General features: G+C 70.6%; 22 protein-coding genes. 17 read left to right on the top strand and 5 right to left on the bottom strand.

Annotated features, from left to right (window positions below):
* The first annotated feature begins 1 nt into the window (after position 1).
* The 16 genes from NBZ83_RS02915 (at position 2) to NBZ83_RS33225 (ending at position 16,611) form a co-directional block, all read left to right on the top strand.
* Positions 2-1,246 (top strand): beta-ketoacyl synthase N-terminal-like domain-containing protein, encoded by a 1,245-nt coding sequence (locus NBZ83_RS02915; RefSeq protein ID WP_308203273.1) that lies wholly within the window; start codon positions 2-4, stop codon positions 1,244-1,246.
* A 46-nt stretch (positions 1,247-1,292) separates the two neighbouring features.
* A complete protein-coding gene (locus tag NBZ83_RS02910) occupies positions 1,293-1,577 on the top strand; it encodes an acyl carrier protein (RefSeq protein ID WP_261564683.1) in 285 nt (94 codons plus the stop codon).
* 44 nt (positions 1,578-1,621) lie between these two features.
* Entirely contained in the window at positions 1,622-2,407 is a 786-nt protein-coding gene (fabG, locus tag NBZ83_RS02905; protein WP_261564684.1) for a 3-oxoacyl-ACP reductase FabG, read from the top strand.
* A gap of 89 nt (positions 2,408-2,496) precedes the next feature.
* Complete coding sequence (locus NBZ83_RS02900; RefSeq protein ID WP_261574266.1) at positions 2,497-3,462, top strand: aromatase/cyclase; 966 nt, start codon at positions 2,497-2,499, stop codon at positions 3,460-3,462.
* 4 nt (positions 3,463-3,466) lie between these two features.
* Entirely contained in the window at positions 3,467-5,491 is a 2,025-nt protein-coding gene (locus NBZ83_RS02895) for an SDR family oxidoreductase (RefSeq protein ID WP_261574265.1), read from the top strand.
* A gap of 119 nt (positions 5,492-5,610) precedes the next feature.
* Positions 5,611-7,332 carry an acyl-CoA carboxylase subunit beta gene (locus tag NBZ83_RS02890; protein ID WP_261564688.1) on the top strand — a complete coding sequence of 574 codons (1,722 nt, stop codon included), beginning with the start codon at positions 5,611-5,613 and terminating at the stop codon, positions 7,330-7,332.
* On the top strand, positions 7,329-7,571 hold the full coding sequence (locus NBZ83_RS02885) for an acyl-CoA carboxylase epsilon subunit (RefSeq protein ID WP_261564689.1): 243 nt from the start codon (positions 7,329-7,331) through the stop codon (positions 7,569-7,571). Before NBZ83_RS02890 ends, NBZ83_RS02885 begins: the two co-directional genes overlap by 4 nt.
* Before the next feature lie 90 nt (positions 7,572-7,661).
* On the top strand, positions 7,662-8,720 hold the full coding sequence (locus NBZ83_RS02880; RefSeq protein ID WP_261564691.1) for an LLM class flavin-dependent oxidoreductase: 1,059 nt from the start codon (positions 7,662-7,664) through the stop codon (positions 8,718-8,720).
* Positions 8,717-10,039 carry an MFS transporter gene (locus NBZ83_RS02875; RefSeq protein WP_261574264.1) on the top strand — a complete coding sequence of 441 codons (1,323 nt, stop codon included), beginning with the start codon at positions 8,717-8,719 and terminating at the stop codon, positions 10,037-10,039. Before NBZ83_RS02880 ends, NBZ83_RS02875 begins: the two co-directional genes overlap by 4 nt.
* 393 nt (positions 10,040-10,432) lie before the next feature.
* Positions 10,433-11,197, top strand: coding sequence for an SDR family oxidoreductase (locus NBZ83_RS02870; RefSeq protein ID WP_261564694.1), 765 nt, complete (start codon positions 10,433-10,435; stop codon positions 11,195-11,197).
* A gap of 137 nt (positions 11,198-11,334) precedes the next feature.
* A complete protein-coding gene (locus NBZ83_RS02865; protein ID WP_261574263.1) occupies positions 11,335-12,366 on the top strand; it encodes a methyltransferase in 1,032 nt (343 codons plus the stop codon).
* 96 nt (positions 12,367-12,462) lie between these two features.
* Positions 12,463-13,230, top strand: coding sequence for an SDR family oxidoreductase (locus tag NBZ83_RS02860; RefSeq protein ID WP_261564696.1), 768 nt, complete (start codon positions 12,463-12,465; stop codon positions 13,228-13,230).
* A gap of 10 nt (positions 13,231-13,240) precedes the next feature.
* Positions 13,241-13,978, top strand: coding sequence for an antibiotic biosynthesis monooxygenase (locus NBZ83_RS02855; RefSeq protein ID WP_261564697.1), 738 nt, complete (start codon positions 13,241-13,243; stop codon positions 13,976-13,978).
* 1 nt (position 13,979) lies between these two features.
* Positions 13,980-14,765, top strand: a complete 786-nt coding sequence (locus NBZ83_RS02850; RefSeq protein ID WP_261564699.1) for an SDR family oxidoreductase — start codon at positions 13,980-13,982, stop codon at positions 14,763-14,765.
* Positions 14,766-14,866: 101 nt separating this feature from the next.
* A complete protein-coding gene (locus tag NBZ83_RS02845) occupies positions 14,867-15,496 on the top strand; it encodes an antibiotic biosynthesis monooxygenase family protein (RefSeq protein WP_261564700.1) in 630 nt (209 codons plus the stop codon).
* On the top strand, positions 15,493-16,611 hold the full coding sequence (locus NBZ83_RS33225; protein ID WP_261564701.1) for an acyl-CoA dehydrogenase family protein: 1,119 nt from the start codon (positions 15,493-15,495) through the stop codon (positions 16,609-16,611). Before NBZ83_RS02845 ends, NBZ83_RS33225 begins: the two co-directional genes overlap by 4 nt.
* A 144-nt stretch (positions 16,612-16,755) precedes the next feature.
* On the opposite strand, the gene NBZ83_RS02835 is transcribed toward NBZ83_RS33225, so the two are convergent.
* On the bottom strand, positions 16,756-17,847 hold the full coding sequence (locus tag NBZ83_RS02835) for an NAD(P)/FAD-dependent oxidoreductase (RefSeq protein ID WP_261564702.1): 1,092 nt from the start codon (positions 17,845-17,847) through the stop codon (positions 16,756-16,758).
* A 266-nt stretch (positions 17,848-18,113) separates the two neighbouring features.
* Positions 18,114-18,596 carry a MarR family winged helix-turn-helix transcriptional regulator gene (locus tag NBZ83_RS02830; protein ID WP_261564704.1) on the bottom strand — a complete coding sequence of 161 codons (483 nt, stop codon included), beginning with the start codon at positions 18,594-18,596 and terminating at the stop codon, positions 18,114-18,116.
* Between the two features lie 451 nt (positions 18,597-19,047).
* On the opposite strand from NBZ83_RS02830, the gene NBZ83_RS02825 reads away from it, so the two are divergent.
* Positions 19,048-20,016: an aldo/keto reductase gene (locus NBZ83_RS02825; RefSeq protein ID WP_261564705.1), complete on the top strand. Its 969-nt coding sequence runs from the start codon at positions 19,048-19,050 to the stop codon at positions 20,014-20,016.
* 89 nt (positions 20,017-20,105) lie between these two features.
* On the opposite strand, the gene NBZ83_RS02820 is transcribed toward NBZ83_RS02825, so the two are convergent.
* From NBZ83_RS02820 to NBZ83_RS02810, 3 genes are all read right to left on the bottom strand, one after another.
* On the bottom strand, positions 20,106-21,020 hold the full coding sequence (locus NBZ83_RS02820) for an LLM class flavin-dependent oxidoreductase (protein WP_261564706.1): 915 nt from the start codon (positions 21,018-21,020) through the stop codon (positions 20,106-20,108).
* 313 nt (positions 21,021-21,333) lie between these two features.
* Positions 21,334-22,488 carry an LLM class flavin-dependent oxidoreductase gene (locus tag NBZ83_RS02815; protein ID WP_261574262.1) on the bottom strand — a complete coding sequence of 385 codons (1,155 nt, stop codon included), beginning with the start codon at positions 22,486-22,488 and terminating at the stop codon, positions 21,334-21,336.
* Between the two features lie 140 nt (positions 22,489-22,628).
* The gene (locus tag NBZ83_RS02810) at positions 22,629-23,825 is read right to left on the bottom strand and encodes an acyl-CoA dehydrogenase family protein (RefSeq protein ID WP_261574261.1); all 1,197 of its coding nucleotides are present in this window, start codon (positions 23,823-23,825) and stop codon (positions 22,629-22,631) included.
* Positions 23,826-23,836: the final 11 nt, after the last annotated feature.

Genomic DNA, 23,836 nt, shown 5'->3' with positions numbered 1-23,836 from the left:
GGTGACGACAGCCCGGCCGGTGGCGTCGGCCGGGTCACGCGCGGTCATCACCGGCCTCGGGGTGGCCGCCCCGACCGGGCTCGGCCATCCCGCGTACTGGCGGGCGACCCTCGCGGGCCGTCGGGCGATCGGCCGGATCACCCGCTTCGATCCGGCGGGCTACCCGGCTCGGCTGGCCGGTGAGATCGGCGACTTCGTCGCCGGCGACCATCTGTCCAGCCGGTTGCTGCCGCAGACGGATCGGATGACCCAGCTCGCCCTGGTGAGCACCGACTGGGCGTTGGCCGATGCCGGCGTGCAGCCGGGTGATCTCCCCGAGTACGACATGGGGGTGATCACCGCCAGTTCCTCCGGCGGGTTCGAGTTCGGCCAGAACGAGCTGCGCGCGCTGTGGAGCAAGGGCAGCCGCCACGTCAGCGCCTACCAGTCCTTCGCCTGGTTCTACGCGGTCAACAGCGGCCAGATCTCCATCCGCCACGGCATGCGCGGCCCCAGCGGGGTGGTGGTCAGCGACCAGGCCGGCGGGCTGGAGGCGGTCGCCGCGGCCCGGCGCCAGATCGTCAAGGGCATCCCGCTGATCGTCTCCGGCGCCGTCGACGCGTCGATCTGCCCGTGGGGCTGGGTCGCCCAGATGGCCAGCGAGCGCCTGAGCGTCCGGGACGATCCGGATCGGGCCTACCTGCCCTTCGACCTCGATGCCAACGGGCACGTTCCCGGCGAGGGCGGGGCGATCCTGATCGTGGAGGACGCCGAGCACGCCGCCCGCCGCGGCGCCACCCGGGTCTACGGGGAGGTCGCCGGGTACGGGTCCACCTTCGATCCCCGTCCCGGCAGCGGCCGCCCCCCCGGCCTGCGCAAGGCGATCGAGCTGGCGCTCGAGGACGCCGAGGTGGCGGCGGAGGAGGTCGACGTCGTGTTCGCGGACGCGGCCGGGGTGGTGGAGCTGGACCGGGTGGAGGCCGAGGCGATCACCAGCGTCTTCGGGTCGCGGGGGGTGGCGGTGACCGCCCCGAAGACGGCGACCGGGCGGCTCTACTCCGGCGGGGCTCCGCTCGATCTCGCCGCCGCCCTGCTGAGCATCCGGGACGGCATCATCCCGCCGACGGTCGGCCCGGCGGCGGCGAACGGATACGACCTTGACCTCGTCGCCGTGGCGCGCCCGGCCCGGGTCAGGGTGGCGCTGGTGGTCGCGCGCGGCTACGGCGGCTTCAACTCGGTGATGGTGCTGCGGTCCGTCCCCACCTGACCGCCCGCTTTCCTTGTACCGACGGATACCGACAGAAAGGGTCCCCATGAGCGACTCGTTCACGGTCTCGGATCTCACCCGGCTGATGCGGGAGGTGGCCGGCGAGGACGAGAGCGTCGACCTCGACGGAGACATCCTCGACCTGGACTTTGCCGACCTCGGCTACGACTCGCTAGCGATTCTGGAGACGAGCGGCCGTATCGCGCGGGACTACGGAATCGTCCTCGACGACGACGCGCTCACCGACGCCCATACGCCCCGCGTGTTCCTCGGCCTCGTCAACGAGAAGTTCCCCGCGGTCGGCGGGGCCGGCATCGAGCGGGCCTCCTGACACGCTCCTTTCCTGACCATCCACTATCGAAAGCGAAGCGGAGCATGGCCGAACAGCAGGCAAAGGTAGCCCTCGTCACCGGTGCGACCAGCGGGATAGGGCTCGCGACGACCCGGCTGCTGGCCGGGAACGGACATCGGGTCTTCATCTGCGCCCGCACCGAGGACTCTGTCGCACGGGTGGTGAAGGAGCTGCGCAACGAGGGGCTCGACGTCGACGGCGTCGCCGCGGACGTGACCGTCGCCGCCGACGTCCAGGCCGTCGTGCGGGCGGCTGTCGCCCGATACGGCCCCATCGGCGTCCTCGTCAACAACGCGGGCCGCAGCGGCGGCGGGGTCACCGCGCAGATCTCGGACGAGCTGTGGCTGGACGTCCTCAACACGAACCTGACCAGCGTGTTCCGCGTGACCCGCGAGGTGCTGACCACTGGCGGCATGGGTGACTCCGATCGCGGCCGCATCATCAACATCGCCTCCACCGCCGGCAAGCAGGGGGTCGTGCTCGGCGCCCCGTACTCCGCCTCGAAGCACGGCGTCGTGGGTTTCACCAAGGCACTCGGAAACGAACTGGCGCCGGCCGGCATCACCGTGAACGCCGTCTGCCCGGGCTACGTCGAGACGCCGATGGCGCAACGGGTCCGCGAGGGATACGCGAACGCCTACAGCGTCACCGAGGATGAGATTCTGACGCGTTTCACGACCAAAATACCGCTCGGTCGCTACTCGACCCCCGAGGAAGTCGCCGGGCTGGTCGGTTATCTGGCCTCCGACACGGCGGCGTCCATCACCGCGCAGGCGCTGAACGTCTGCGGCGGTCTCGGCAACTTCTGACCGCGGGAGGAGAACCGCGTGAGGAGAACGGCCCGAGTGAATCCGACCGGCCGCTCCCGAACCGTTCGATTCGACAAGGAGAGCTGAGCGTGACTGGGAATATCCAGAGCGAAGTTAACATCCGTCCGGAGGTCGAGCACGAGATAACGGTGCTGGCCGGGGCGTCCGACGTCTACCGAATGCTGGCCGACGTGGAGAACTGGCCCCGGATATTCCCGCCGTCGGTCTACGTGGAACGCGTCGAGCACAACGGTACCGAGGAGCGGATCCGGATCTGGGCGACGGCGGGCGGCGAGCCCAAGAGCTGGACGTCGCGCCGGGAGCTCGACCCCGACGGGCTGCGGATCCGCTTCTGGCAGGAGGTCTCCAGCCCACCGGTCGCCGAGATGAGCGGCACCTGGATCGTGGAGCCGCGTGGCGAGCGGGAGACGCGGCTGCGGCTGCTGCACACCTACCGCGCAATCGACGACGACCCCGACGGGCTGGCCTGGATCGAGCGCGCCGTCGACGAGAACAGCCGGGCCGAGCTGCCCTCGCTGAAGGCCAACGTCGAGCTGGCGGCCCAGGCCGGCGAGCTCACGCTGTCCTTCCAGGACACGGTCACCATCAACGGGTCGGGCAAGGACGCCTACGACTTCGTCAACGACGCCCACCTGTGGGTCGAGCGGCTGCCCCACGTCGCGACGGTCCAGCTCACCGAGGACACCCCGGGCCTGCAGGTGCTGCGGATGGACACCCGCACGGCCGACGGCTCCGTCCACACGACCGAGTCGGTCCGGGTCTGCCGGCCGCACCACAGGATCGCCTACAAGCAGACCACGCTGCCCGCGCTGATGACGTTGCACACCGGCTACTGGGAGTTCGACGAGAGCGCCGACGGCGTGACCACCGCGACTTCCCAGCACACGGTCGTCATCAACACCGGCGCCATCGCGACCGTGCTCGGGCCGGACGCGGGCGTGGCGGACGCCCGCTCGTTCATCCGCACGGCGCTCAGTGGCAACAGCCGGGCCACGCTCGGCCACGCCAAGGCCTACGCGGAAGCGCGGCGCTGACGCGATGACCGGCCCGGCGAACGCGGACGACAACCCGCTCGAGCGGGACACCGCCGCCCCCCTGGAGACGGACGTGTTCGTCGTCGGGGCCGGGCCGGTCGGCCTGCTGCTGGCCGGCGAGCTGCGCACGGCCAGCGCGCGGGTGACCCTGCTGGAACAGCTGACCGAGCCGACCACCGAGTCGCGCGCGTCGACCCTGCACGCCCGGACGATGGAACTGCTGGCCGCGCGGGGCCTGCTGGAGCGGCTGGGGCCCCCGCCACCCGGTGGCCCGGGCCACTTCGGCGGCATTCCCCTCGACCTGACCGCCGCCGATCCCGGCCATCCCCACGCCGGGCAGTGGAAGTGCCCGCAGGCCACGCTCGAGCGGGTGCTGGGGGAGTGGTCGCGGGAGCTGGGGGCGCGGCTGCTGCGCGGGCACCGGGTCGTCGGGCTGACCCAGCGGGCGGGCCACGTCGAGGTCACTGTGGCCCGCTCCGATGGCACCCTGATCCACGGACGGGCGGCCTACCTGGTCGGCTGCGACGGCGAGGGGAGCGCGGTACGCCGGCTCGCCGGCTTCACCCTGGCCGGTCAGGATGCCTCACGGGAGATGCTGCGGGCCGACGTCGCCGGCATCGACATCCCCAACCGCCGCTTCGAGCGCCACCCACGGGGAATGGCCACCGCCGCCCGCTGGCCGGACGGGACGACGCGGGTCATGGTCCATCTCCACGGCCAGCGGCCGGTTCCGCGTTCGCGGCCCCCCGGCTTCGACGAGGTCGTCGCCGCCTGGGCCACCGTGACCGGCGAGGACATCGGCCACGGCACCCCGGTGTGGCTCAACGCCTTCGACGACACCAGCCGGCAGGTCACCCGGTACCGGCGGGGCCGGGTGCTGCTCGCCGGGGACGCCGCGCACCGGCAGATGCCGGTCGGCGGCCAGGCGCTGAACCTCGGCCTGCAGGACGCGGCCGACCTGGGGGCCAAGCTGGCCGGGCGGGTGCTGGGGCGGGCCGGCGAGGACGTCCTCGACAGCTACCACGCCAGCCGCCATCCGGTCGGCGCCCGCACGCTGACCAACATCCGCGCCCAGGCGTTGCTGCTGCTCGGCGGTCCCGAGGTGGAACCGCTGCGATCGACGATCGGCGCGCTGATGGGCAACGCGGCCGTCCATCGTCACCTGGCTCGCATGATCAGCGGCCTCGAGTCGGCGCCGCCCGCTGGCGCGGCCGTCGCGCCGACGCCCACCCAGCCACACCTGACACCCGAGAGGAACATCGTGGGCAGACTGGACAGCAGGACCGCGCTGGTAACCGGTTCCAGCCGGGGCATCGGGCGCGCCATCGCGATCCGGCTCGCCGCCGAGGGAGCCCTGGTCGCGGTCCACTACGCGACCAACGTCGACGCTGCGGACGAGACCGTCGCGCTCATCGAGAAGGACGGCGGTCGGGCCTTCCCGGTGCAGGCCGAGCTCGGCGTCCCCGGCGACGTGCACCAGCTGTTCCAGGCGCTGGAACAGGGCCTGAAGGAACGCACCGGCGAGGCCAGCCTCGATATTCTCGTGAACAACGCGGGCGCGACCACCCCGGAGGGCCAGCTCCCCGAGGACGTCACGGTGGAGGAGTTCGACCGGCTGTTCGCCATCAACGCGCGGGCACCGTTCTTCATCACGCAGCGCGCGCTGGGAATCCTCTCGACCGGCGGCCGGATCATCAACATCTCCTCCGGCCTGACCCGGCTCGCGAACCCGGAGCAGGTCGCCTACTCGATGACGAAGGGAGCCATCGAGCAGCTCTCCCTGCATCTGGCCCGGCACCTGGCGCCCCGTCAGATCACCGTCAACAGTGTCGCCCCCGGAATCACCGACAACGGGGGCCCGGTGTTCGACATCCCGGCGGCGGTGGAGCAGATGGCCCAGCTCTCCGCGTTCAAACGAGTCGGCAAGGCCGAGGACGTCGCAGACGTGGTCACCTTCCTCGCCACCGACGACGCACGCTGGATCACCGGCGCGTTCATCGATGCCACCGGCGGAACGCTGCTGGGCTAGGCCGACGGCCGGATGCGGCCGAAACAGCGGGAGTCACGGCAGGAAAAAGGCAGGAAACGAAGGCGGAAGGGTATGCATTCAATGACTTCCACGAGGACCGACGTCCTGGGGCTGGCGCGGTGACCGCCCCGGCCAACGGCCGTGCCGAGGCGGCCCGCCGCAGCCTACGGGTCGTGGACGTTCCGGTCGGCGAGGCTCTCGCCCCCGACCAGGATGTGCCGATCCTGCCGTCCCAGCCGACCCGGCGGCCTGCTCAGCCCCGCCGCGGCGAGCCGGCGCAGGAGCGGCCGGCCACGCTGGCCGACCGGGCGGCCGACCTGCGGGAGCTGCACGATCGAGTCCGCCACGGGCCGAGCGCCCAGGCCACCGAACGCCAACACGCCAAGGGCAAGCTGACCGCCCGCGAACGAATCGCGCTTCTGCTCGACGACGGGAGCTTCACCGAGATCGAGGCGTTGCGGCGCCATCGCGCGACCGGATTCGGCCTGGAGGACAGCCGTCCCCACACCGACGGGGTGGTCGCCGGCTGGGGGACGGTCGAGGGCCGGCCCGTCTTCGTCTACGCGCACGACTTCCGCATCTTCGGCGGGGCGCTCGGCGAGGCGCACGCGGAGAAGATCCACAAGGTGATGGACCTCGCGCTCGGGGCCGGCGCCCCACTGGTCTCCCTCAACGACGGCGCCGGCGCACGCATCCAGGAAGGCGTGTCCGCGCTGGCCGGTTACGGCGGGATCTTCCGCCGTAACACCCGGGCATCCGGGGTGATCCCGCAGATCAGCGTCATGCTCGGCCCGTGCGCCGGGGGCGCGGCCTACTCCCCGGCGATCACGGACTTCGTGTTCGCCGTGCGCGGCGTCTCCCAGATGTTCATCACGGGGCCGGACGTGATCCGGTCGGTGACCGGTGAGGAGGTCACGCTGGACGGACTCGGCGGCGCGGACGTCCACGGCGGGATCTCCGGGGTGGCCCACTTCGTCTACGACGACGAGGCGACCTGTCTGGCCGAGGTCCGGCTGCTGCTGTCGATGCTGCCGTCGAACAACCGCGAGATACCGCCGGTCGAGTCCGGCTCCGACCCGCCCGACCGGTCGACCGAGCGCCTGCTGGAGCTGGTCCCGCTCGACCCGCAACGGTCCTACGACGTCCGCGACGTCATCGAGGAGATCGTCGACAACGGCGACTACCTGGAGGTGCACGCGGACTGGGCCCCCAACATCGTCTGCGCCCTGGCCCGGCTCGACGGCCACGTCGTGGGCGTCGTCGCCAACCAGCCGGCCGCCCTGGCCGGGGTGCTCGACATCCAGGCGAGCGAGAAGGGTGCGCGCTTCGTCCAGTTCTGCGACGCCTTCAGCATCCCGTTGTTGAGCCTGGTCGACGTGCCCGGGTTCCTGCCCGGGGTCCGGCAGGAGCACGACGGCATCATCCGGCACGGTGCCAAGCTGCTTTACGCCTACTGCAACGCCACCGTCCCGCGGGTCTCGTTGGTGCTGCGCAAGGCGTACGGCGGTGCCTACATCGTCATGGACTCCCGCTCGATCGGCGCCGACGTCGCGCTGGCGTGGCCGTCCAACGAGATCGCGGTGATGGGCGCCGAGGCGGCGGCCAACGTGGTGTTCCGGCGCGAGATCGCCGCGGCGCCGGTGCCGGCGCAGATGCGCGAGGAAAAGATCGCGCAGTACCGGCAGGAGCTGGTCCATCCCTTCTACGCGGCTGAGCGGGGGCTGATCGACGACGTGATCGACCCGGCCGGGACCCGGTCGGTACTGATCCGCTCGTTCGCGATGCTGCACCGCAAGGACGCGGATCTCCCCCGCCGCAAGCACGGCAACCCGCCGCAGTGACGGCGGGCCGCGCGGACGGCGAGCTGCCGGTCATCCAGCTGCCGGTCATCCAGCTGAGGAAGGGACGTCCCGACGCGCTGGAGTCGGCGGCGCTGGTCGCGGTGATCGTCGCCGTGGCCCGGCGGCGCCGGGAGGCCGCCGGGTCGCCCGCTCTCGCCCCCGCGACGACCAGATGGCACCGCCCGGAGCGGTCACCGGGTTTCCACGGGCCACGGACCTGGCGGAACCCCACCGACTGACGACCGGCCCGGTTTCCGCGTGTTCCGCCAGTTGCGCGGCCACGCGGCCACGCGGCAGCACCGCGACAGGAATGAGAATTGGGGTAGAAGATGAAGGTTGGACTGTTGTTCGATGCGCGCAACCCCGATGAGTGGCATCGCCCGTGGGCGCGGCACTACGCACAGATCCTGGAGCTGTGCGAGGAGTCCGACCTGCGCGGCGCCGACGGGGTGTGGTTCACCGAACATCACCTGTTCGCCGACGGCTATCTTCCGCAGCCCCTGACGCTCGCGGCGGCCGCGGCGGCGCGGACCCGACGGGTCCGGATCGGCACCGCCATCCTGCAGCCCGCTCTGCGTCTGCCGGCCCAGCTGGCGGAGGAGGCGGCGCTGGTCGATCTGATCAGCGGGGGCCGGCTCGAGCTCGGCATGGGCGCCGGTTACCGGATACCGGAATACGCCCTGTTCGGCGCGGACATCAACCGCCGGTTCCGACAGACCGAGGCGAACATTCGGGAGGTCCGCCGGCTCTGGTCACAGGGCGGTATCACGCCGCTGCCGATCCAGGATCCGGTGCCGCTCTGGGGCGGCTTCTACGGGCCGCGGGGCGCGCGCCTGGCCGGCCAGCTCGGCATCGGGCTCCTGCACATCTCCCGACCCATGTTCGAGCACTACCGGGCGGGGCTGGCCGAGGGGGGACACGCCCCGCAGACCGCCCGGGTCGGCGATCTGCTGCCCATCATCCTCGCTGACGACCCCGAGGCGGCCTGGCCGCGGGTGGCGCCCTACCTCGCCCACCAGATGAACAGCTACCGGCAGGCGGCGGTGGAAGGCACCGACGTTCCGCCCGCGCCGCTCATTCGGCCCCACGAGCTGCGCAACCGGGATCCGGACGGCCCATGGGGAATGCTCGAGATCCTGACACCCGAGGACGCGGCCAAACGCATCATCGAGATCACCCAGGGGCTGCCGGTCACCCAGCTCATCTTCTGGGCGAGCGTGGCCGGCATGCCGGACGACCTCGTTCTGCGCAACATCGAGCTCGTCAGCGAAGCCCTGCCGCCGCTGCTGCGGGCCGCCGAAGCCGGCTCTCAGCCGGCCGAACTCGCCTACGGCCGGGAGCCGGAGGCCGGCCCGCCACCGGCGGCCGGCAGTGGTGACCGGGGATGACGACCCTGGCCGCGGCCTCGGGGCCGACCAGGTCCCCGGCGCGGCGCCCGGACCGGCCGGGATGGGCGTTGCTGCTCACGCTGTCCGGAAACATGATCCTCGACTCGATCGAGGTCTCGGTCATGCTGATCGCGCTGCCGACGATCGGCCGCAGCCTCGAACTGTCGCTCACCGGCGCGCAGTGGCTCATGGCCGGGTTCGCGCTCGGGTTCGCGGCCGTCCTGCCGCTGGGACCGATGATCGCCGCGCGCTGGGGGCGGCGCCGTCTCTATCTCGTCGCGATGGCGATCTTCGCCGCGGCCTCGGTCGTCGGCGGGCTGACCGACAGCGTGGCGCTCCTGATCGCCAGCCGGGTGGTCAAAGGCGCCTGCGCGGCGGTCACGGCACCCACCGGCCTGGCCATCATCACGACCACCTTCACCGACCCACGCCAGCAGCGCCGGGCGATCTCGATCTATTCCCTGTTCGGAGCGGCCGGGTTCACCGCGGGCCTGCTGTTGTCCGGCGCGCTGCTGACGGCGGGCTGGCACTGGACGTTTCTCTTCCCGGCCCCGCTGAGCGTGGCCCTGCTGGTCTTCGGCCTCGCGGTGCTCCCGCCCGACTCGCCCGGGCCCGACGGCCCGGCCGCCGCGGCCGCCGCGGCCGCCGCGGCCGGGCCACGGCGCGCGCTGCCGTTGCTCCGCGACGGGGCGTTGCGGCGGGCCACGCTCGGTGCCGCGAGCCTCAACGGCACCTACATCAGTCTGCTGCTGCTGATCGTCTTTCAGCTCGACCGGTGGTCGCCGTGGCGGACGGCGCTCGCCCTCCTGCCGGCCTGCCTGCCGCTGGCCGTCGCCGCGCCCTTCGCCGGACGGATGATCGCCCGGTTCCCGGCGGCGCGGCTGATCGCGGCGGGCGCGCTGACGTCGCTGCTCGGCGGACTGCTCTACCTCTGTAGTCCGGACCACTCCGCGTACCTCACCGCGATACTGCCGACGCTCGTGCTGGTCGAGATCGGCTTCGTCCTGTCGTTCACGGCACTGAACGCCCAGGCCACGGCGACAATCGCGGTCGGAGACCGTGGGCGCGCCGTTCCGCTCTACCAGACCGGCGTGCAACTCGGCGCGGCCACGATGCTCCCGTTGGTGGCGCTGCTGCTCGGCCTCGGTCACGGCCAACGGCCGGCGTTGGCCCTGATCTGCGCGGTCGGGGGCCTCGGCCTGCTCACCGCCCTGACCGGCTTGCGCAGGCCGAGGGGCCGTCGGCCAGCGGCGGACGTCGGGGACGCGGGGGAGGTGACAGACGCCGCCGGCACGACGATCCGGAACATCAGCCGATGACAGCCACGCCATCCGCCACGCGGTCACCCGGATACCCGGGGGACAAGCGTGTGGAAATGTCGAGGTAAACCGCTGGGTGGGAAGCGGCTCGCCTCGACCTCGAGGCCCACCGCGACCTCCCGGTCCCAGCTTGTCCTGACACTCTCCTGGCAGGATGTGAAGATTCCCGTGACAGTTCTGCCGATCTGAATCCGGTTCTAAGACTTCGTCCCCTTGCTGCCGGGACGTCCATCGAAGAAAATGGATTTCAGGTGCCGGCGCCCGGTCACCTCATCTCCGGCGGCTCCGCAGCCGCTCCTTTGTCATCGCTGGCGCCATCATCGAGGCCATCGGCGGGCGCGACCTGCCCGGCCAGCCCACCCGATCCGTCCAGTTCAGCGTGAGAGGGAACCAATGTCCTCCGCCACCGCGCACGTCGCCGTCGTCACCGGCGCCAACAAGGGAATAGGTTTTGAAATCGCCCGCCAACTCGGCCGGCGGGGCCTGCTGGTCTACCTCGGCGCCCGCAACGAGGGGCGAGGCCGAGCCGCCGAGCAGGCGCTGCGGGCCGACGGCCTCGACGTGCGTTTTCTGCACCTGGACGTCACCGACGACACGTCGGTGACGCTCGCGGCCAAGCGGCTCGGCGACGAGGTGGGCCGGCTGCACGTGCTGGTCAACAACGCCGGCATCGGCGGGCCCGTGCTGCCTGCCGACCAGACCTCGGCCGAAGACGTGCGGCAGGTCTACGACACCAACGTGTTCGGGGTCGTCACGGTGACGAATGCACTGCTGCCGCTGCTGCGCCGGGCCGAGTCCGCCCGGATCGTGAACATCAGCAGCGCGGTCGGCTCGTTGTCGGCGGCGGCGGCGAACCTCGACCCGACCGGGGTCCACCCACCCGGTGAATTCCCGGTCATGCTCGCGTACAGCACGTCCAAGGCCGCGCTCAACGCGGTCACCCTGACCTACGCCAACCATCTTCGCGGCACCGGAATCCTGGTCAATGCAGCCTCGCCGGGCTTCGTGGCCACCGACATCAACGGGCACCACGGTCTGCTCACCACCGAGCAGGGCGCGCACATCCCGGTTCTGCTGGCCACACTCGACGAGAACGGACCCACCGGGATCTTTCTCGGCGAGGACGGCACGCCCGCGGGGCAGCTGCTGCCCTGGTGAACGCCACGCCGGCCCACCCCGGGCCGCTGCCCGTGCGTCGCGACATCCGCAACTGACCTTTGTTGTTCGTCGCGACCAGGTTCGTCACGACAAGGTTCGTCACGACAAGGTTCGTCACGACAAGGAGGCATGTCGAAATGTCAGTTCAGGCACCCGAGTCGTCCGTGCACCCCGGTTCCATCATGGGGATCATGGCCGGATACTGGCAGGCCAGGATTCTGCTGGCCGCCGTGGAGCATGGCGTCTTCACCCGCCTGTCCGGCCGGACGGCGACGTCGGACGAGCTCGCCGACGACCTCGGTCTGGTCTCGCTCGGCACCCGTGATCTGCTCGTCGGGCTCAGCCATCTCGGTTTCCTGGACACAGCTGACGGCGCTTTCCGGAACTCTGCGGTCGCGGAGCGCTTCCTGGTCGAGGGCCGACCCGAGTATCTCGGCGGCTACCTGCGCTTCTGCCAGCTGGAGCTGAACCCCGCCTGGGACGGGCTGGCGACTGCGCTACGTACCGGGAAGCCGCAGAACCCCGCCGCCGTGGGCGGCAATCCGTACGACACGCTCTACCAGGACAGCGTCGCGACCGACGGCTTCCTCGACAGCATGGACCTGCTCGCCACGCCGGTCGGGCTGGCGCTGAGCCGGATCGACTGGAGCCGTTACTCGTCCTTCGTCGACGTCGGCGGCGCACGCGGCCATTTCGCCTACCAGGTGGTCTCCCAGAACCCGCATCTGCGGGGCGCGGTCTTCGACCTGCCGCCGCTGGAACAGACCTTCCGCCGGTACATGGACACGCTCGGCGGCCCGGCCTCGTCGATCGCCTTCCACGGGGGCGACTTCTTCACCGACGAGCTGCCCGAGGCCGACGTCCTCGTCCTCGGGCACGTCCTGCACAACTGGGGCGTCGAGGACCGCGTGCGCCTGCTGAAGAAGGCCTACGACGCGGTCCGGCCGGGCGGCGCCGTGTTCGTCTACGACCCGATGGCCGGCAGCGACAAGCCGCCGCTGAACGCGGTGCTGGCCGGCCTGGCGATGCTCGTGTGGTCCCGGGGCGGTCACGAGTACTCCGTCGCGGACCTGCACGTTTGGCTGAAGGAGGCCGGTTTCCGGCCGGAGACCGTCGAGGTCGCCGGCCTCCAGGACGACGTCCTGGTCATCGGTCACAAGGATCGCTGAGGGCCGCGCAGGACGCCCCGAGAAGCCGAGGCTCTCGGACGAAGGGCGGCGAACCGCATCCCGTATTTCTGAATCCCGTATCTCTGAGGGGAATACATGGGCAGGCTGCAGGACAAGACGGCGCTGGTCACCGGGGCCAGCCGGGGCATCGGGCGTGGTATCGCGCTGCGCCTGGCCGAGGACGGCGCCGTGGTGGCCGTGAACTACGCCACGAACGAGGGCGCTGCCAAGGAGACGGTGGCGCTGATCGAGCAGGCCGGTGGCCGCGCCTTCGCGGTGCAGGCGCAGCTGGGGACGCCGGGCGCGGTGGAGCAGCTGCTGGCCGAGGTCGAGGCGGCCCTGCTCGAACACACGGGCTCCGCCGTCCTGGACATTCTGGTGAACAACGCGGCCGCCACAGGCTTCTCCGGCGCGCAGCCGGACGCGGTGACGGAGGAGATCCTCGACTACTGCTTCGCCCTCAACGCCAAGGCCCCCTTCCTGCTCATCCAGCAGGCGCTGCGGCTGATTCCGGACGGCGGCCGGGTCATCAACATCTCGTCGGGCGTCACGCACGCCGCCTTCCCGCCGCAGATCGCCTACGCGATGGGCAAGGGTGCGTTGGAGCAGATCACCTTGCACCTGGCCCCGGTGCTGGCGCCGCGGCAGATCACCATCAACACCGTCGCTCCGGGCGTCACGGACAACGGTGATCCGGTGTTCACCAACCCCGAGGCGGTCAAGCAGATGGCCGCGCAGTCCGTGTTCAACCGGGTCGGCGAGGTTTCCGAGGTGGCCGACATCGTCGCCTTCGTCGCGTCCGGGGACTCCCGCTGGATGACCGGCGCGTTCGTCGACGCGACCGGCGGCACCCTACTCGGCTGAGGAGACAGACATGGGCGACACGACAGTGTCCGCGGTGGGCTTCGCCCGGGCCAAACCAGAGAAGGTCGAGGAACTCGGCGCCCTGCTCGTCAGCTTCGCCGAGTGGTCGCGCGGCGAGGCGGGCTGCGTGGTCAGCACGATCCACCGCGACCTGGCCGAGGAGAACCTGTTCGTCTTCTACGAGGTGTGGGCCTCGGAGGAGGACCTGGCCCGCCACCTCGCCCTGCCGTACATGACGGAGTTCCTCGCCAACCGCCTGGACTACCTGCGGGAGGACCTCCGGGTTCACCAGCTGAGCCTGGCGGGCCCGGCTCCCGCTCCGGTGCCGAGCACGGTGTCCGAGCCCGGTTCCGGGCCTGGTCCCGTGGCCGGTTCCGAGCCCGGATCCGTCGCCGACCCGGCGGAGATGAATCAGAAGTACCTCGACGCCTACAACGCCCGCGACGTCGACGGGCTCATGGCGGTCTACGCGCCGGGTGCCCTCGCCGTCTGGCAACCCGGTCAGGCGGTCAGCGCGACCGAGCACCGTGACACGGTCGCCGAGTTCCTCGCCAGGCAGCCGAAGCTGTCCGCGGAGGTGCGCGAGACCTACGTCGTGGGCGACACCGCCGCGCTCATCGTCGACTGGGACCTCGAGGTGCCCGACGCCCCGGAGATATCCGGCACCGGGCGCGGCCTGGACGTCCTGAAGAAGAACGCCGAGGGGCAGTGGCGCTACATCATCAGCAACCCGTTCGGGAGTCGATGACATGAAGATCGAAGGAACTGTCGCGGTCGTCACCGGCGCGGCCAGCGGCATCGGGCGAGCGCTCGCCGAGCGGCTTCGTGCGGCCGGAGCCCGCGGGGTCGTCGTCTCGGATCTTGATGGAGACGGGGCGGAGGAGGTCGCGGCCTCGATCGGCGACGGCGCCATCGCGGTGCGCACCGACGTGGCCGACGAGGCCGCCGTCCAGGAACTGGTCGCCCGTACCCGGGAGCGCTTCGGCGCGATCGATCTGTTCGTCTCCAACGCAGGCCTCACCGTGGCCGGCGGCTTCGAGGCATCGGACGCCGACTGGCGGCGCGCGATCGACGTCAACCTGATGGCGCACGTCTACGCCGCGCGCGCTGTTCTCCCGACGATGCTCGAGGCCGGCCGCGGGCACCTGCTGCAGACAATCGCCGCCTGCGGTGTGCTCACCGCGTTCGGCGCGGCGCCCTACACCGTCGCCAAGCAGGGCGCCGTCGCGTTCGCCGAGTACCTGGCGATCGAGTACGGCGGCCGGGGCATCGGCGTCTCCTGCCTGCTTCCGCAGGCGGTCAACACGCCGATGCTGACCGCCGGCGTCAGCGACCACAAGGCGCTCGCCGTTCTGAAGGCCAACTCGCAGGTTCTGGAACCGGAGGAGGTCGCGGTGGCTGCGCTGGCCGGTGTCGAGGAGAACCGGCTGCACATCTTCACCCACGCCGGCTCGGCGGACTCGTTCCGCCTGCGGGCCGACGACGCCGACGCGTGGGCGGCCGCGATGCGCGCGATGCTCGCCGGCCGCGGCTGACCGGTGCCCGTACTGCGCACTCCGCCCGACGCGTGTGACACCGGCCCCTGACGGGGGCCGGGCCGACGTTCTTCTTCTTCCCGACAACTTACGGAGGCCGCATGAGTTTGATCAGGGTGGAGGACGGCTACCTCGCGCTGTTCAACATCTTCCACACCGATGAGGCGCAGGGGCAGGACCGGTTGATCGACACGTGGCGAAGCCTGCCTCCGGCGCATACCCAGCCGGGTCTCGTCGCGGGCAACTTCCATCGCGGTATCGATGGCCGGTCTGTGATCAATTACGCCCAGTGGGAGAGCCAGGACGCCTACGACGCCTTCATCGCGGAGCGGGGGACCCAGGGCCGGCTGAACGAGGCCCTCACCTTCTCCCGGCTGGACAGCATCACGTCCGAGGTGGTCCACGCCTGGGATCCGCCCCCCCAGCTGTCGCTTGCCCAGCCCTGGTTCACGGTGGTGCTGGTCATCAAGGTGGAACCTGAGAACCAGGGCAAGGTGATCAAGAGCCTGGCGGACAACGACTCGCTCCTGGGTGCCACGCCCGGGCACGTCTCCCATGCCGTGCACCGGGGGCTGTCCGGTGACTACGTGATCGAGTACGGCCAGTGGGCGGACGAGGAGAGCTTCCGCGCCTTCCTGGGAAGGCTGCAGGAACAGCCGTCGCCGCTGGAGGGCCTGGTCACGTACGAGGCCTATCTCAGTCGGCTCGAGTACATCCGGGGCCGGTCGTGAGTGCCGACGGGAGCTGGCCGGACTCCGCGGCGATCCGGGCCGCGGTCGAGGTGGCCGGCCGGACCGCCGCCGAGGCGGATGCTTCGGGGCGGGTCAGCGTCGAGACCATCGAGGCGCTGTCGGCGGCGGGCTTTCCCGGTTGCTTCGTGCCGCAGCGCTGGGGGGGCGTGAGCACTACCTGCGCTGCGGTGGCGAGGGCGGTGGCGGAGGTCGGCACCGGGTGCGCGTCCGCCGCCTGGATTGCCTCGCTGCTGGCCTACAACGGGCGGTTCGGGGCCTACCTGCCGGGCGACGGCCAGGAAGAGGTGTGGGTCAAGGGCCCGAACACGCGACTGGTGAGCTCGATGGTGGCGTCCGGGGTCGAGGCGAGGCCGGTCGCCGGCGGGTGGAGCGTATCCGGTTCCTGGCTGTACGTCAGCGGCGTCGAGTTTGCCGACTGGGCACTCGTCAGCTCGGCCCTGCCCCGGGAGGGGGACCGGACGGTGCGGGTGTTCGCCATCCCGCGGGAGGCGTTCAGCTACGAGAACACCTGGGCCACGATCGGCATGCACGCCACCGGCAGCCACACCCTGACCGTGAAAGAGGCGTTCGTGCCTGAGTACCGGTCGTTCGGCTGGGATGACATGAGACAGGGCATCCTGGCCGGCCCCGCGACCAGATCGCAGGCCGCGCCGTTGTTCTCGGTGAACGGCCTGACCTTCGCGGCGCCTATCCTGGGCGCGGCCCGCGGCGCGGTGGAGCTGGTCGGGCAGCATCTCGCCGTCCCGGCCGGTGGCCCCCGCGCCGTGGCCAGAGAATCACACCTGTTCGCCTTCACCCGGGCTGCGGCCGAGATCGACGCGGCGGAGCTGTTGCTGTCGCGGATCGCCGACACCGCTGATCGGGGCCGGCTCGACAACGGTCTGGCCGAACGCAGCCACCGCGACGCCACCGTCGCGGTGGAAATCCTCGTCGGGGCGGTGGACCGGTTGTTTCGCGTGACCGGTACCCGGGGCCAGGCCAGCTCCCACCGGATGCAGCGCATCTGGCGCGACGTCCACGCCGCCGCCTCGCACGCCGCGTTGCAGTTCGAACCGGCGGCCCTCGGCTACACCCGCCGGCTGCTGTCCGCCTGATCGGCCGAGGTGGAACCCGGGCCGGGCGCGTCCATGGATGGTGCCGCCGGCCCGGGCGGCTGCACAGCCCTGCGGTGGTCGCGCTGAGCGGCGACCGGGCTCGGCCTGACCCGGCCCCGGTCGGGCCGGGTCAGGAAGGCCGGATCAGGAAGGGCTGAACTGGGCCGCGAAGCGGCCGGTGAAGATGTCGGCGCCCTTGTACTCGGCGACCGTCGCGGCCGGGGCGAGGACCGGGCCGTCGGGCGAGGGCAGCTGACCCACACCGCCGCGCGGGCCGAGCGGGAGCAGGATCATCGGGAACGGCAACGGCTGATACGTGGCGGTGGGCTGCTCGCCACGCAGCTGGGCGAGGATGTTCTGCGCCACGACCTCGGCGTGCTGCATGGCGTACCCGGCCATCTTGGCCTCGGCGACATCCGTGATGTCGCCGACGGCGTAGACGTTCTGGTGGCCACGCACGTTGAGCGTCTCGGTGACGGGGACCTGCCCCTGCGGCGTGAGCGTCGTGAGCCGGCCGTCGGTGAGGTAGTCGTTGGCGATCTTGACGCCGTAGGCCTGGAACCAGATGTCGGCGGCGATCTCGTCACCGCCGGTGGTGGTGACGGTGAAGGACTCCGTCGTGCCGGGCTTGGTCGACGGGGGCGCCGTCAGGCTCGTGTTGAGGCGCAGCTGAATGCCGAGCTCGTCGAGCTGCCGGTAAAGGTCCTCCCGCACCTCGGGCTGAAAACCGGTCAGCAGCTCGGCGACCGGGTCGACGATGGTTATCTGCTTCTCGGGCCAGACCTCCTTGATCTCGCCCGCCAGCTCCAGGCCGACCGGGCCGGCGCCGACGATCAGGATCCGGGTGGAGGCGGCCACCTCCTTGTGTGTCCGGCGAAGATCGTCCAGGGCCGTGCTGGTGGCGTCGGCGTCGGGCTTCGCCGGGTACGGGTAGTCAGAACCGGTGGCCAGCACCACGTAGTCCGCTTCGACACGGCGGCCCGAGGCGAGGGTGACGCCGCCGGGGTCGACCGAGGCCGCGCGGTCGCGGATCGCCGTGCCCCGGGTGAGCCATGTCGCAAACGGGAAAAACAGGTTGGGCGCCCAATCGGGCTTCACCAGGCCACGCAGTGACGCCGCCGAGTTGACGAATGCGTCACGAGGATCGATGAGGACGACGTCCGCCTCGGCGTCCAGCGCCTTCGCAACCGAGGCACCCCCGTATCCGCCACCGATGACTGCGACCGTACGACTCATGGACTCACGCTCCCATAGACAAACAGCCAAGTTCGTGCTACGAACTTGATCGACACGTGCAATCCGAACCCGCCGAGGCTCGTGGCATGAACGATATCAGTTCGTGTCACGAACTGCTATGCCGGGACGCGGTCGAGCTTGGCATCGTGTCGTGGCTCGATACATTTCACTTGGTTCGTGCGGTCGGACCGGCGGAACCGCCATGCGGGGTGCGGCGCGGGAGACCCGCTCGGGCAGCTGGTGGCGGCGCCCGTGGTGTGTCCCTTCTAACTGCGGGTGGCGGGGGGGACGTTCTGATCCGGCTCCAGGAAGACCACGGGCACCTTGTTGTCCAGCACGACGCGGCCGAGCAGGGTGGCAAGCGTGTCACGCTCGGCCGCGCCCAGCCCCGCCGGCAGCTTCTCGAGCCGCTGGCAGGTCTCGGTGTAGAAGGCCTCCGCGACCCGGCTGCCCCGCGGGGTGAGCGCGACCTGGACCGCCCGTGAGTCAGACCGGTCCGGCACGCGCCGGACCAGGCCGTTGCGCTCGGTGCGGTCCACCAGGCCGGTGAGGCTCGATTTGGCCAGCCCGAGCATCGCGCTCAGTTCACCCATGCCGTACGGTTGCGCCATCAGTACGCAAAGCAGTTGCCCTTGCTGGGGGGTGAGTCCGTGCTCACGACCCGCCTCGGCGTACACGGCGTTCACCAGGAACGAGGACCGCACCAGGGCGGCCACCACACCGATCTGGCCGTCGCTCCGCTCGCCCATTCCCCGATAATAACACTTGGGCAATACAGTTCGTCGGTGGAAATGTCCACGGTCGTGCTTGGAATGTCACCCGGAGAGCGCGAGCATCGCTTGCGCGGGGACGGTGTCGGTGGAGCGCGATGGCCACGGTCGTCGGCGTCCGTGGGCCGCACTGCCGGTCCGTCCCGAGGGCCGCCGACCCCGAGGGTCGGGGCGATGCTTCCGGATCTGACCGATGGACGATCCCGTGCACCCGCGGGGCGCCGAGACCGTGCTGCCGTGCTGCCGTGTTCCGGGGGACCGGCTTGCGACCCGGAGCGCATCACGTTATAGTTCGCATGACGAACTTTGTGACCGTCGCGTTCTGGCCCGACCCGGGTAGTCGAGTACTGGGCTCGCGGGGGCATCTCGGCCCAGCGTGTGATCGCTGCAGGTGACCGCGGCCACGCACGAACAGAGGAACTAATTGACTATGAAGTACGTGCGCCTTGGTACCTCGAGCCTGGAGGTCAGCAGCGTCGCGCTCGGCTGCATGAGTTTCGGCGACTCCACGCGCGGATTCACCGGGTGGACCCTCGACGACGCCGGCGCGGAGCCGATCTTCCGGCGGGCGGTCGAGGCCGGCATCACCTTCTGGGACACGGCCAACGCCTACGGCTTCGGCACCTCCGAGGAGATCGTCGGGCGAGCGGTGAAGAGGTACACGCGTCGGGAGGACGTCGTCCTGGCGACGAAGGTGTACTTCCCCATGCACAAGGGCCCGGGCGGGTCGGGACTGTCACGCAGGGCGATCCTGGAGCAGGTCGACGCGTCGCTTACCCGCCTGGGCACCGACTACATCGATCTCTACCAGATCCACCGCTTCGACCCGGACACGCCGGTCGAGGAGACCATGGAGGCCTTGCACGACGTGGTGAAAGCCGGAAAGGCCCGCTACCTCGGTGCCTCGTCGATGTGGGCCTGGCAGTTCTCCAAGATGCAGTACATCGCGCAGTTGCACGGATGGACCAGGTTCGTCTCCATGCAGAACCAGTACAGCCTCATGCAACGCGAAGAGGAGCGCGAGATGTTCGGCCTTCTCGCGGACCAGGGCGTGGCCAGCCTCCCATGGTGCCCCCTCGCCAAGGGACGGCTCGCGCGGCCCTTCGGCGAACAGACCAAGCGCTTCCACGCCGACCCCATCGGGCGCCGGGCCTTCGGCGATGGCGATCAGCCGATCATCGACGCCGTGCAGAAGGTCGCCGAGGGCCGCGCCATTCCCATGGCGCAGGTCGCGCTCGCGTGGGTGCTGGCGAACCCGGTGGTCGCCGCCCCGATCGTGGGCGTCACCAACTCCCGCCACCTCGCAGACACCACCGCGGCGCTGGACGTGCATCTCACCGATGACGAGATCCGCATCCTCACCGAGCCCTACACGCTGCGCCAGCCGACCGGATTCTGACGACACCCACTTCGCGGGAGACGGAACTCGACGCCGACCGGCACCGGCCGGCGTCGGGCTCGCGCGTCCGCCGCCGGCCCGGCCTGCTTCTAGCCGTTCTCCTTGATGATCGCTTCGCGTACGGCGGGGGCGATCTCGTGGGCCCAGCGGCCGACGCTGACGATGTCCTGGGAACTGCCGCTGGGGGAGAAGAGGATGAAGCCGGAAGCCTGGTGCTCCAGCACGGCCCCGGTTAGTTCCTCGACCCACTGGCTCGGGGAACCGCCGATCCAGCGGCCGGCGCCGTCACGGGTGGCGGCCAGCGGCCGGTCGGTGATCCGCCCGGGGAGGTTGAAGACGGTGCGGATCTCGCGCGGGTCGCGGTTCACCGCGGCCGCCGCCGCGTCGATGACCGGCCGTGACTGCTGGTACCGATCGCTGCGCCAGTCCGCCGCGTGGCCGGGAATCCAGCCGTCGGCCACGCGGCCGGTGGCGGCCAGGGACTTCGGGCCGACCGACCCGGTCCATACGGGCGGCGCGGGCACTGGTGCTGGTTCGATCTGGTTGACCTGGTAGAAGCGGCCTCGGTAGGTGACGGGCGGACCGCCACCGGACAGCTTCTTGATCAGGACGATGGCTTCTTCGAAGGCGTCCACGGCGTCACCGGGGGACAGCCGGGGGACTCCGAGGTCGGAGATCCGGTCCCAGAGTCCGCCTGCGCCGAGGCCGAGCACGATGCGGCCGCCGGAGAGCACCGACAGCGACGTCACCGCCCGTGCGAGGAGGGGAGCGGGCCGGGTCGGCAGGTTGCTCACGTTCGCGAAGCCCGCGATCTGCCGGGTGCCACCGAGGATGTAGCCGATGGAGGCGTATGCGTCCAGACGTCCGCCGATGTAAGGGTGGTCCGACAACGAGAAGATGTCGAGCCCGTCCCGGTCGGCCTGCTGGGCGGTGCGGAGCAGCTCCGGCCCGTCGTCGATGCCGGTGTGCGCGCCGAAGCCGAAGACGACCTTTTGTGCAGACAATTCTTTGCCTTTCTTTCGGGGCCCCGCAGGTGAGCTTGCCGGGAGAGGGGGCGGAGAAATAGTGCTTGGCTCGGCGAGTTCACGTGGTTTGCCGGTCGTGGGATGGTACTGGCCGTGGGACCGAACCGATCGAGAGGGCGCCCGGTGAACAGGCCGGCGCTTTCGATGACAGGAAAGCCGGTGCTGAGTTCGTGGCACGAACTATAGCTGTGCCTGCTACGAACTGCAAGCTTGCCCGCGCCACTCGTCGCGCGGCCAGCAGGTCCGCCTGCCGGTCGCGCGACAGGTCGTTCAGCTGCCGCGGATCCCTACCTCACCGGCGTACCCCGGCGGGGATGCGCCTGCCGCCGTCGTCGACGGCGGCGATGCTGACGTCGGGAAACTCCGCCACGCGGCCGGTCTCACGCGCCGGGCTCCAGCCGAAGGCCGGCGCGATCTCGGTCGCGACAATCTCGAGCCGGCGGATGTCGGCGTCGACGTCGGACAGTTCGTGACTGACGATGGGCACGAACCAGTCGGCGTAGCCGAACAGCGCCGGGTCGGCCCGCAGCGAGGCGACGACCTCGTCGACCGTGCCGCAGTGGACGTGGAGGTAGTCGAGCAACTGCTCGGCGTTCAGCTCCAGCAGCTCGGTGGCCCCGAGCTCGGTGTAGGTCTCGCGGTGCATCTCGCGCTGGACCACGAGTGCCGGCCCCAGGTCGGCGCGTGCCGCCGCCCGGTCATCGGCGGGAAAGACCCAGCGCACGAGGCCGGTCCGCGGCTGCTCAGGTCCGGCCGGGTCGTGGGTCTGCCGCCAGCCGGCCAGATACGCCTCGATGATCGGCTTCTGGGCCGTCTCCGGGTCGAGGAGGTGCGTGCCGAGCAGCAGCCCGTCGCCGATCCGACCGGCGTCGGCGGCCCGCTCGCCGTTGCCGACGGCCTGCCACAGCCGGTCGGCCAACCCGGGAGCATGCGGTTGCAGCGTGGGTGCGCCCGGCGCGTCGGTCAACGGCTGGCCGTCGAGGGCTGCACGCAGCCTGGCCAGATGATCATCATAGACTTCGCGGCGGTCCTTGACCACGCGTCCGAAGGCGCGAAACGAGTCGTAGCTGCCCCCGGCGCTGCCGACCCCGAACTCGGCCCGACCATCGGAGAGCGCGTCCAGAACCGACACGTCCTCGGCCAGACGCAGCGGGTCCTCGAGTGTCAGCGTCGTGACCGCGGTGCCCAGCCGGAGGTGTGGTGCGCGCTGGGCGGCGGCGGCGAGGAAGACCCACGGTGACGGCAGTCGGCCGTAGTCGCGGCGCAGATGGTGCTGCGCCACCCAGCCCCCGTCGTAACCCAGGTCGTCGGCCGCCTGGAAGAAGTCCAGCAGCTCACGGTAGACGGTCCGGGCGTCCTGGCCGGGTCCGTTGACGTGCGTCAGGAAGCCGAGCTTGAAGGGGCGCTGCGCGGTCGGAGTAGGCGCGCCGGGTGCGGTTGCGGTCATGGTGGTGCGTGCTCCTGGGATGCGGGTGAGCGGTCGGTTATGAGGTCGGCAACGGCCTCGAGCCGCCGGCGCTGGTCGTCAGCGGTGGCCCTTCCCCGGGGGTGGTCGCCTCCCCGGAACTGGCTGACGGGTGCCGGGCGCTACCCCTCCTCGCTGCCGAACGCCACCTTCCCCGGGAACGAGCCGTGCACCAGGTAGTGCCCGACCGTTCGTGCCTTGTAGATGGCGGGATTGTGCGAGGAGACGGTGCGGGCATTGCGCCAGTGGCGGTCCAGTGCCAGCGCGCTCGCCGTCGTGCTGGCACTCGCGGCGTCGAAGAAGTGCCAGCTGAGGTCGCCGAGCAGCCGGGTGTTGAGGACCTGGGTCGCCGACGAGGCGACGATCGCCGCCTCGAGTGCGTCGGGTGTCCGCGCCCCTTGCCCGGGGCCGGCGAAGGCGTCCAGGGCATCCGCGGCGGCGAGCACGTTCGCCTTGGTGCTGTACGCGCCGCTCGCGATCTCGCCGACCACCTGCAGCACCTGTGGGTCGTCCTGCGGCCGGGCGTCGTTCGGGGCGAGCGGGTAGGTCCGCGACCGCTCACGAACGACGTCGGCGACGTCCTCGGCCAGGCGTTGCGCTATGCCGGCCTGCGTCGACGAATGCACGAACTGCGTGAACGCCGGAATGTATTCTGCCAACGCGCGGTCGGAGAACGGAAAGATGAGCTCTGGCCGGATCTCGACGTGCTCGAACGTCGCCGTCCCGCTGGCGGTGAGGCGCTGACCGAAGCCGGCCCAGTCATCAATGATTTTGATTCCCGGGGCGTCGCGGGTCACGTAGACGCCCGCGAACCCACCCTCATACGGAACCAGCACCCACACCCAGTCGGCGAACAGGCTGCCCGTCGTGTAGTACTTCTCGCCCTCGAGGAAGAACCGCCCGTCCTTCTCCTCGAGTCGGGTACTCAGCGTGAAAAGGCTCGCCCCGCCGAGTTCCGACCCCGCCGGTCCGATGAATTCCCCCCGGCCAGCCGCGGTGAGCAGCTCCTCGACCGCCGCGCTGCGGGGCCGAAGGCGAAGATCTTCGACGAAACCGAGATGACCGCGCAGAATCATGGTGAGGTTCGAGTCGGCGGCGGCAAGCTCGATGAGCACCTCGGCGAGTTCCCGGATGGACGCCCCCGCGCCCCCGAACTCCTCGGGCACCCGGATCGCGCCGATCCCGGCCGCGACCAGGGCGCGGATCTCGTCGGCGGGCAGGATGCGCTCCCGTTCACGGTCCACCGCGCTGGCGCGCAGCGATGCGGTGACACGGCCGATCTCAGCGCGGTCCACGCCGGCGAATGCGGTTTTGCTCATCGATTTTTCCA

Origin of the sequence: Frankia gtarii (assembly GCF_025403375.1) — a bacterium.
Lineage (GTDB): Bacteria > Actinomycetota > Actinomycetes > Frankiales > Frankiaceae > Frankia > Frankia gtarii.
The sequence above is the reverse complement of the archived record's forward strand: the minus strand, read 5'-3'. Positions and strand labels throughout refer to the sequence as shown.

Excerpts from the sequence above, each read along its gene's own strand:
- NBZ83_RS02825 (WP_261564705.1), top strand. The coding sequence starts at position 19,048 with ATGAAGTACGTGCGCCTTGGTACCTCGAGCCTGGAGGTCAGCAGCGTC.
- NBZ83_RS02810 (WP_261574261.1), bottom strand. The coding sequence starts at position 23,825 with ATGAGCAAAACCGCATTCGCCGGCGTGGACCGCGCTGAGATCGGCCGT.
- NBZ83_RS02845 (WP_261564700.1), top strand. The coding sequence starts at position 14,867 with ATGAGTTTGATCAGGGTGGAGGACGGCTACCTCGCGCTGTTCAACATC.
- NBZ83_RS02855 (WP_261564697.1), top strand. The coding sequence starts at position 13,241 with ATGGGCGACACGACAGTGTCCGCGGTGGGCTTCGCCCGGGCCAAACCA.
- NBZ83_RS02910 (WP_261564683.1), top strand. The coding sequence starts at position 1,293 with ATGAGCGACTCGTTCACGGTCTCGGATCTCACCCGGCTGATGCGGGAG.
- NBZ83_RS02850 (WP_261564699.1), top strand. The coding sequence starts at position 13,980 with ATGAAGATCGAAGGAACTGTCGCGGTCGTCACCGGCGCGGCCAGCGGC.
- NBZ83_RS02835 (WP_261564702.1), bottom strand. The coding sequence starts at position 17,847 with ATGAGTCGTACGGTCGCAGTCATCGGTGGCGGATACGGGGGTGCCTCG.
- NBZ83_RS02895 (WP_261574265.1), top strand. The coding sequence starts at position 3,467 with ATGACCGGCCCGGCGAACGCGGACGACAACCCGCTCGAGCGGGACACC.
- fabG (WP_261564684.1), top strand. The coding sequence starts at position 1,622 with ATGGCCGAACAGCAGGCAAAGGTAGCCCTCGTCACCGGTGCGACCAGC.
- NBZ83_RS02875 (WP_261574264.1), top strand. The coding sequence starts at position 8,717 with ATGACGACCCTGGCCGCGGCCTCGGGGCCGACCAGGTCCCCGGCGCGG.
- NBZ83_RS02860 (WP_261564696.1), top strand. The coding sequence starts at position 12,463 with ATGGGCAGGCTGCAGGACAAGACGGCGCTGGTCACCGGGGCCAGCCGG.
- NBZ83_RS02880 (WP_261564691.1), top strand. The coding sequence starts at position 7,662 with ATGAAGGTTGGACTGTTGTTCGATGCGCGCAACCCCGATGAGTGGCAT.
- NBZ83_RS02870 (WP_261564694.1), top strand. The coding sequence starts at position 10,433 with ATGTCCTCCGCCACCGCGCACGTCGCCGTCGTCACCGGCGCCAACAAG.
- NBZ83_RS02815 (WP_261574262.1), bottom strand. The coding sequence starts at position 22,488 with ATGACCGCAACCGCACCCGGCGCGCCTACTCCGACCGCGCAGCGCCCC.
- NBZ83_RS02830 (WP_261564704.1), bottom strand. The coding sequence starts at position 18,596 with ATGGGCGAGCGGAGCGACGGCCAGATCGGTGTGGTGGCCGCCCTGGTG.
- NBZ83_RS02865 (WP_261574263.1), top strand. The coding sequence starts at position 11,335 with ATGTCAGTTCAGGCACCCGAGTCGTCCGTGCACCCCGGTTCCATCATG.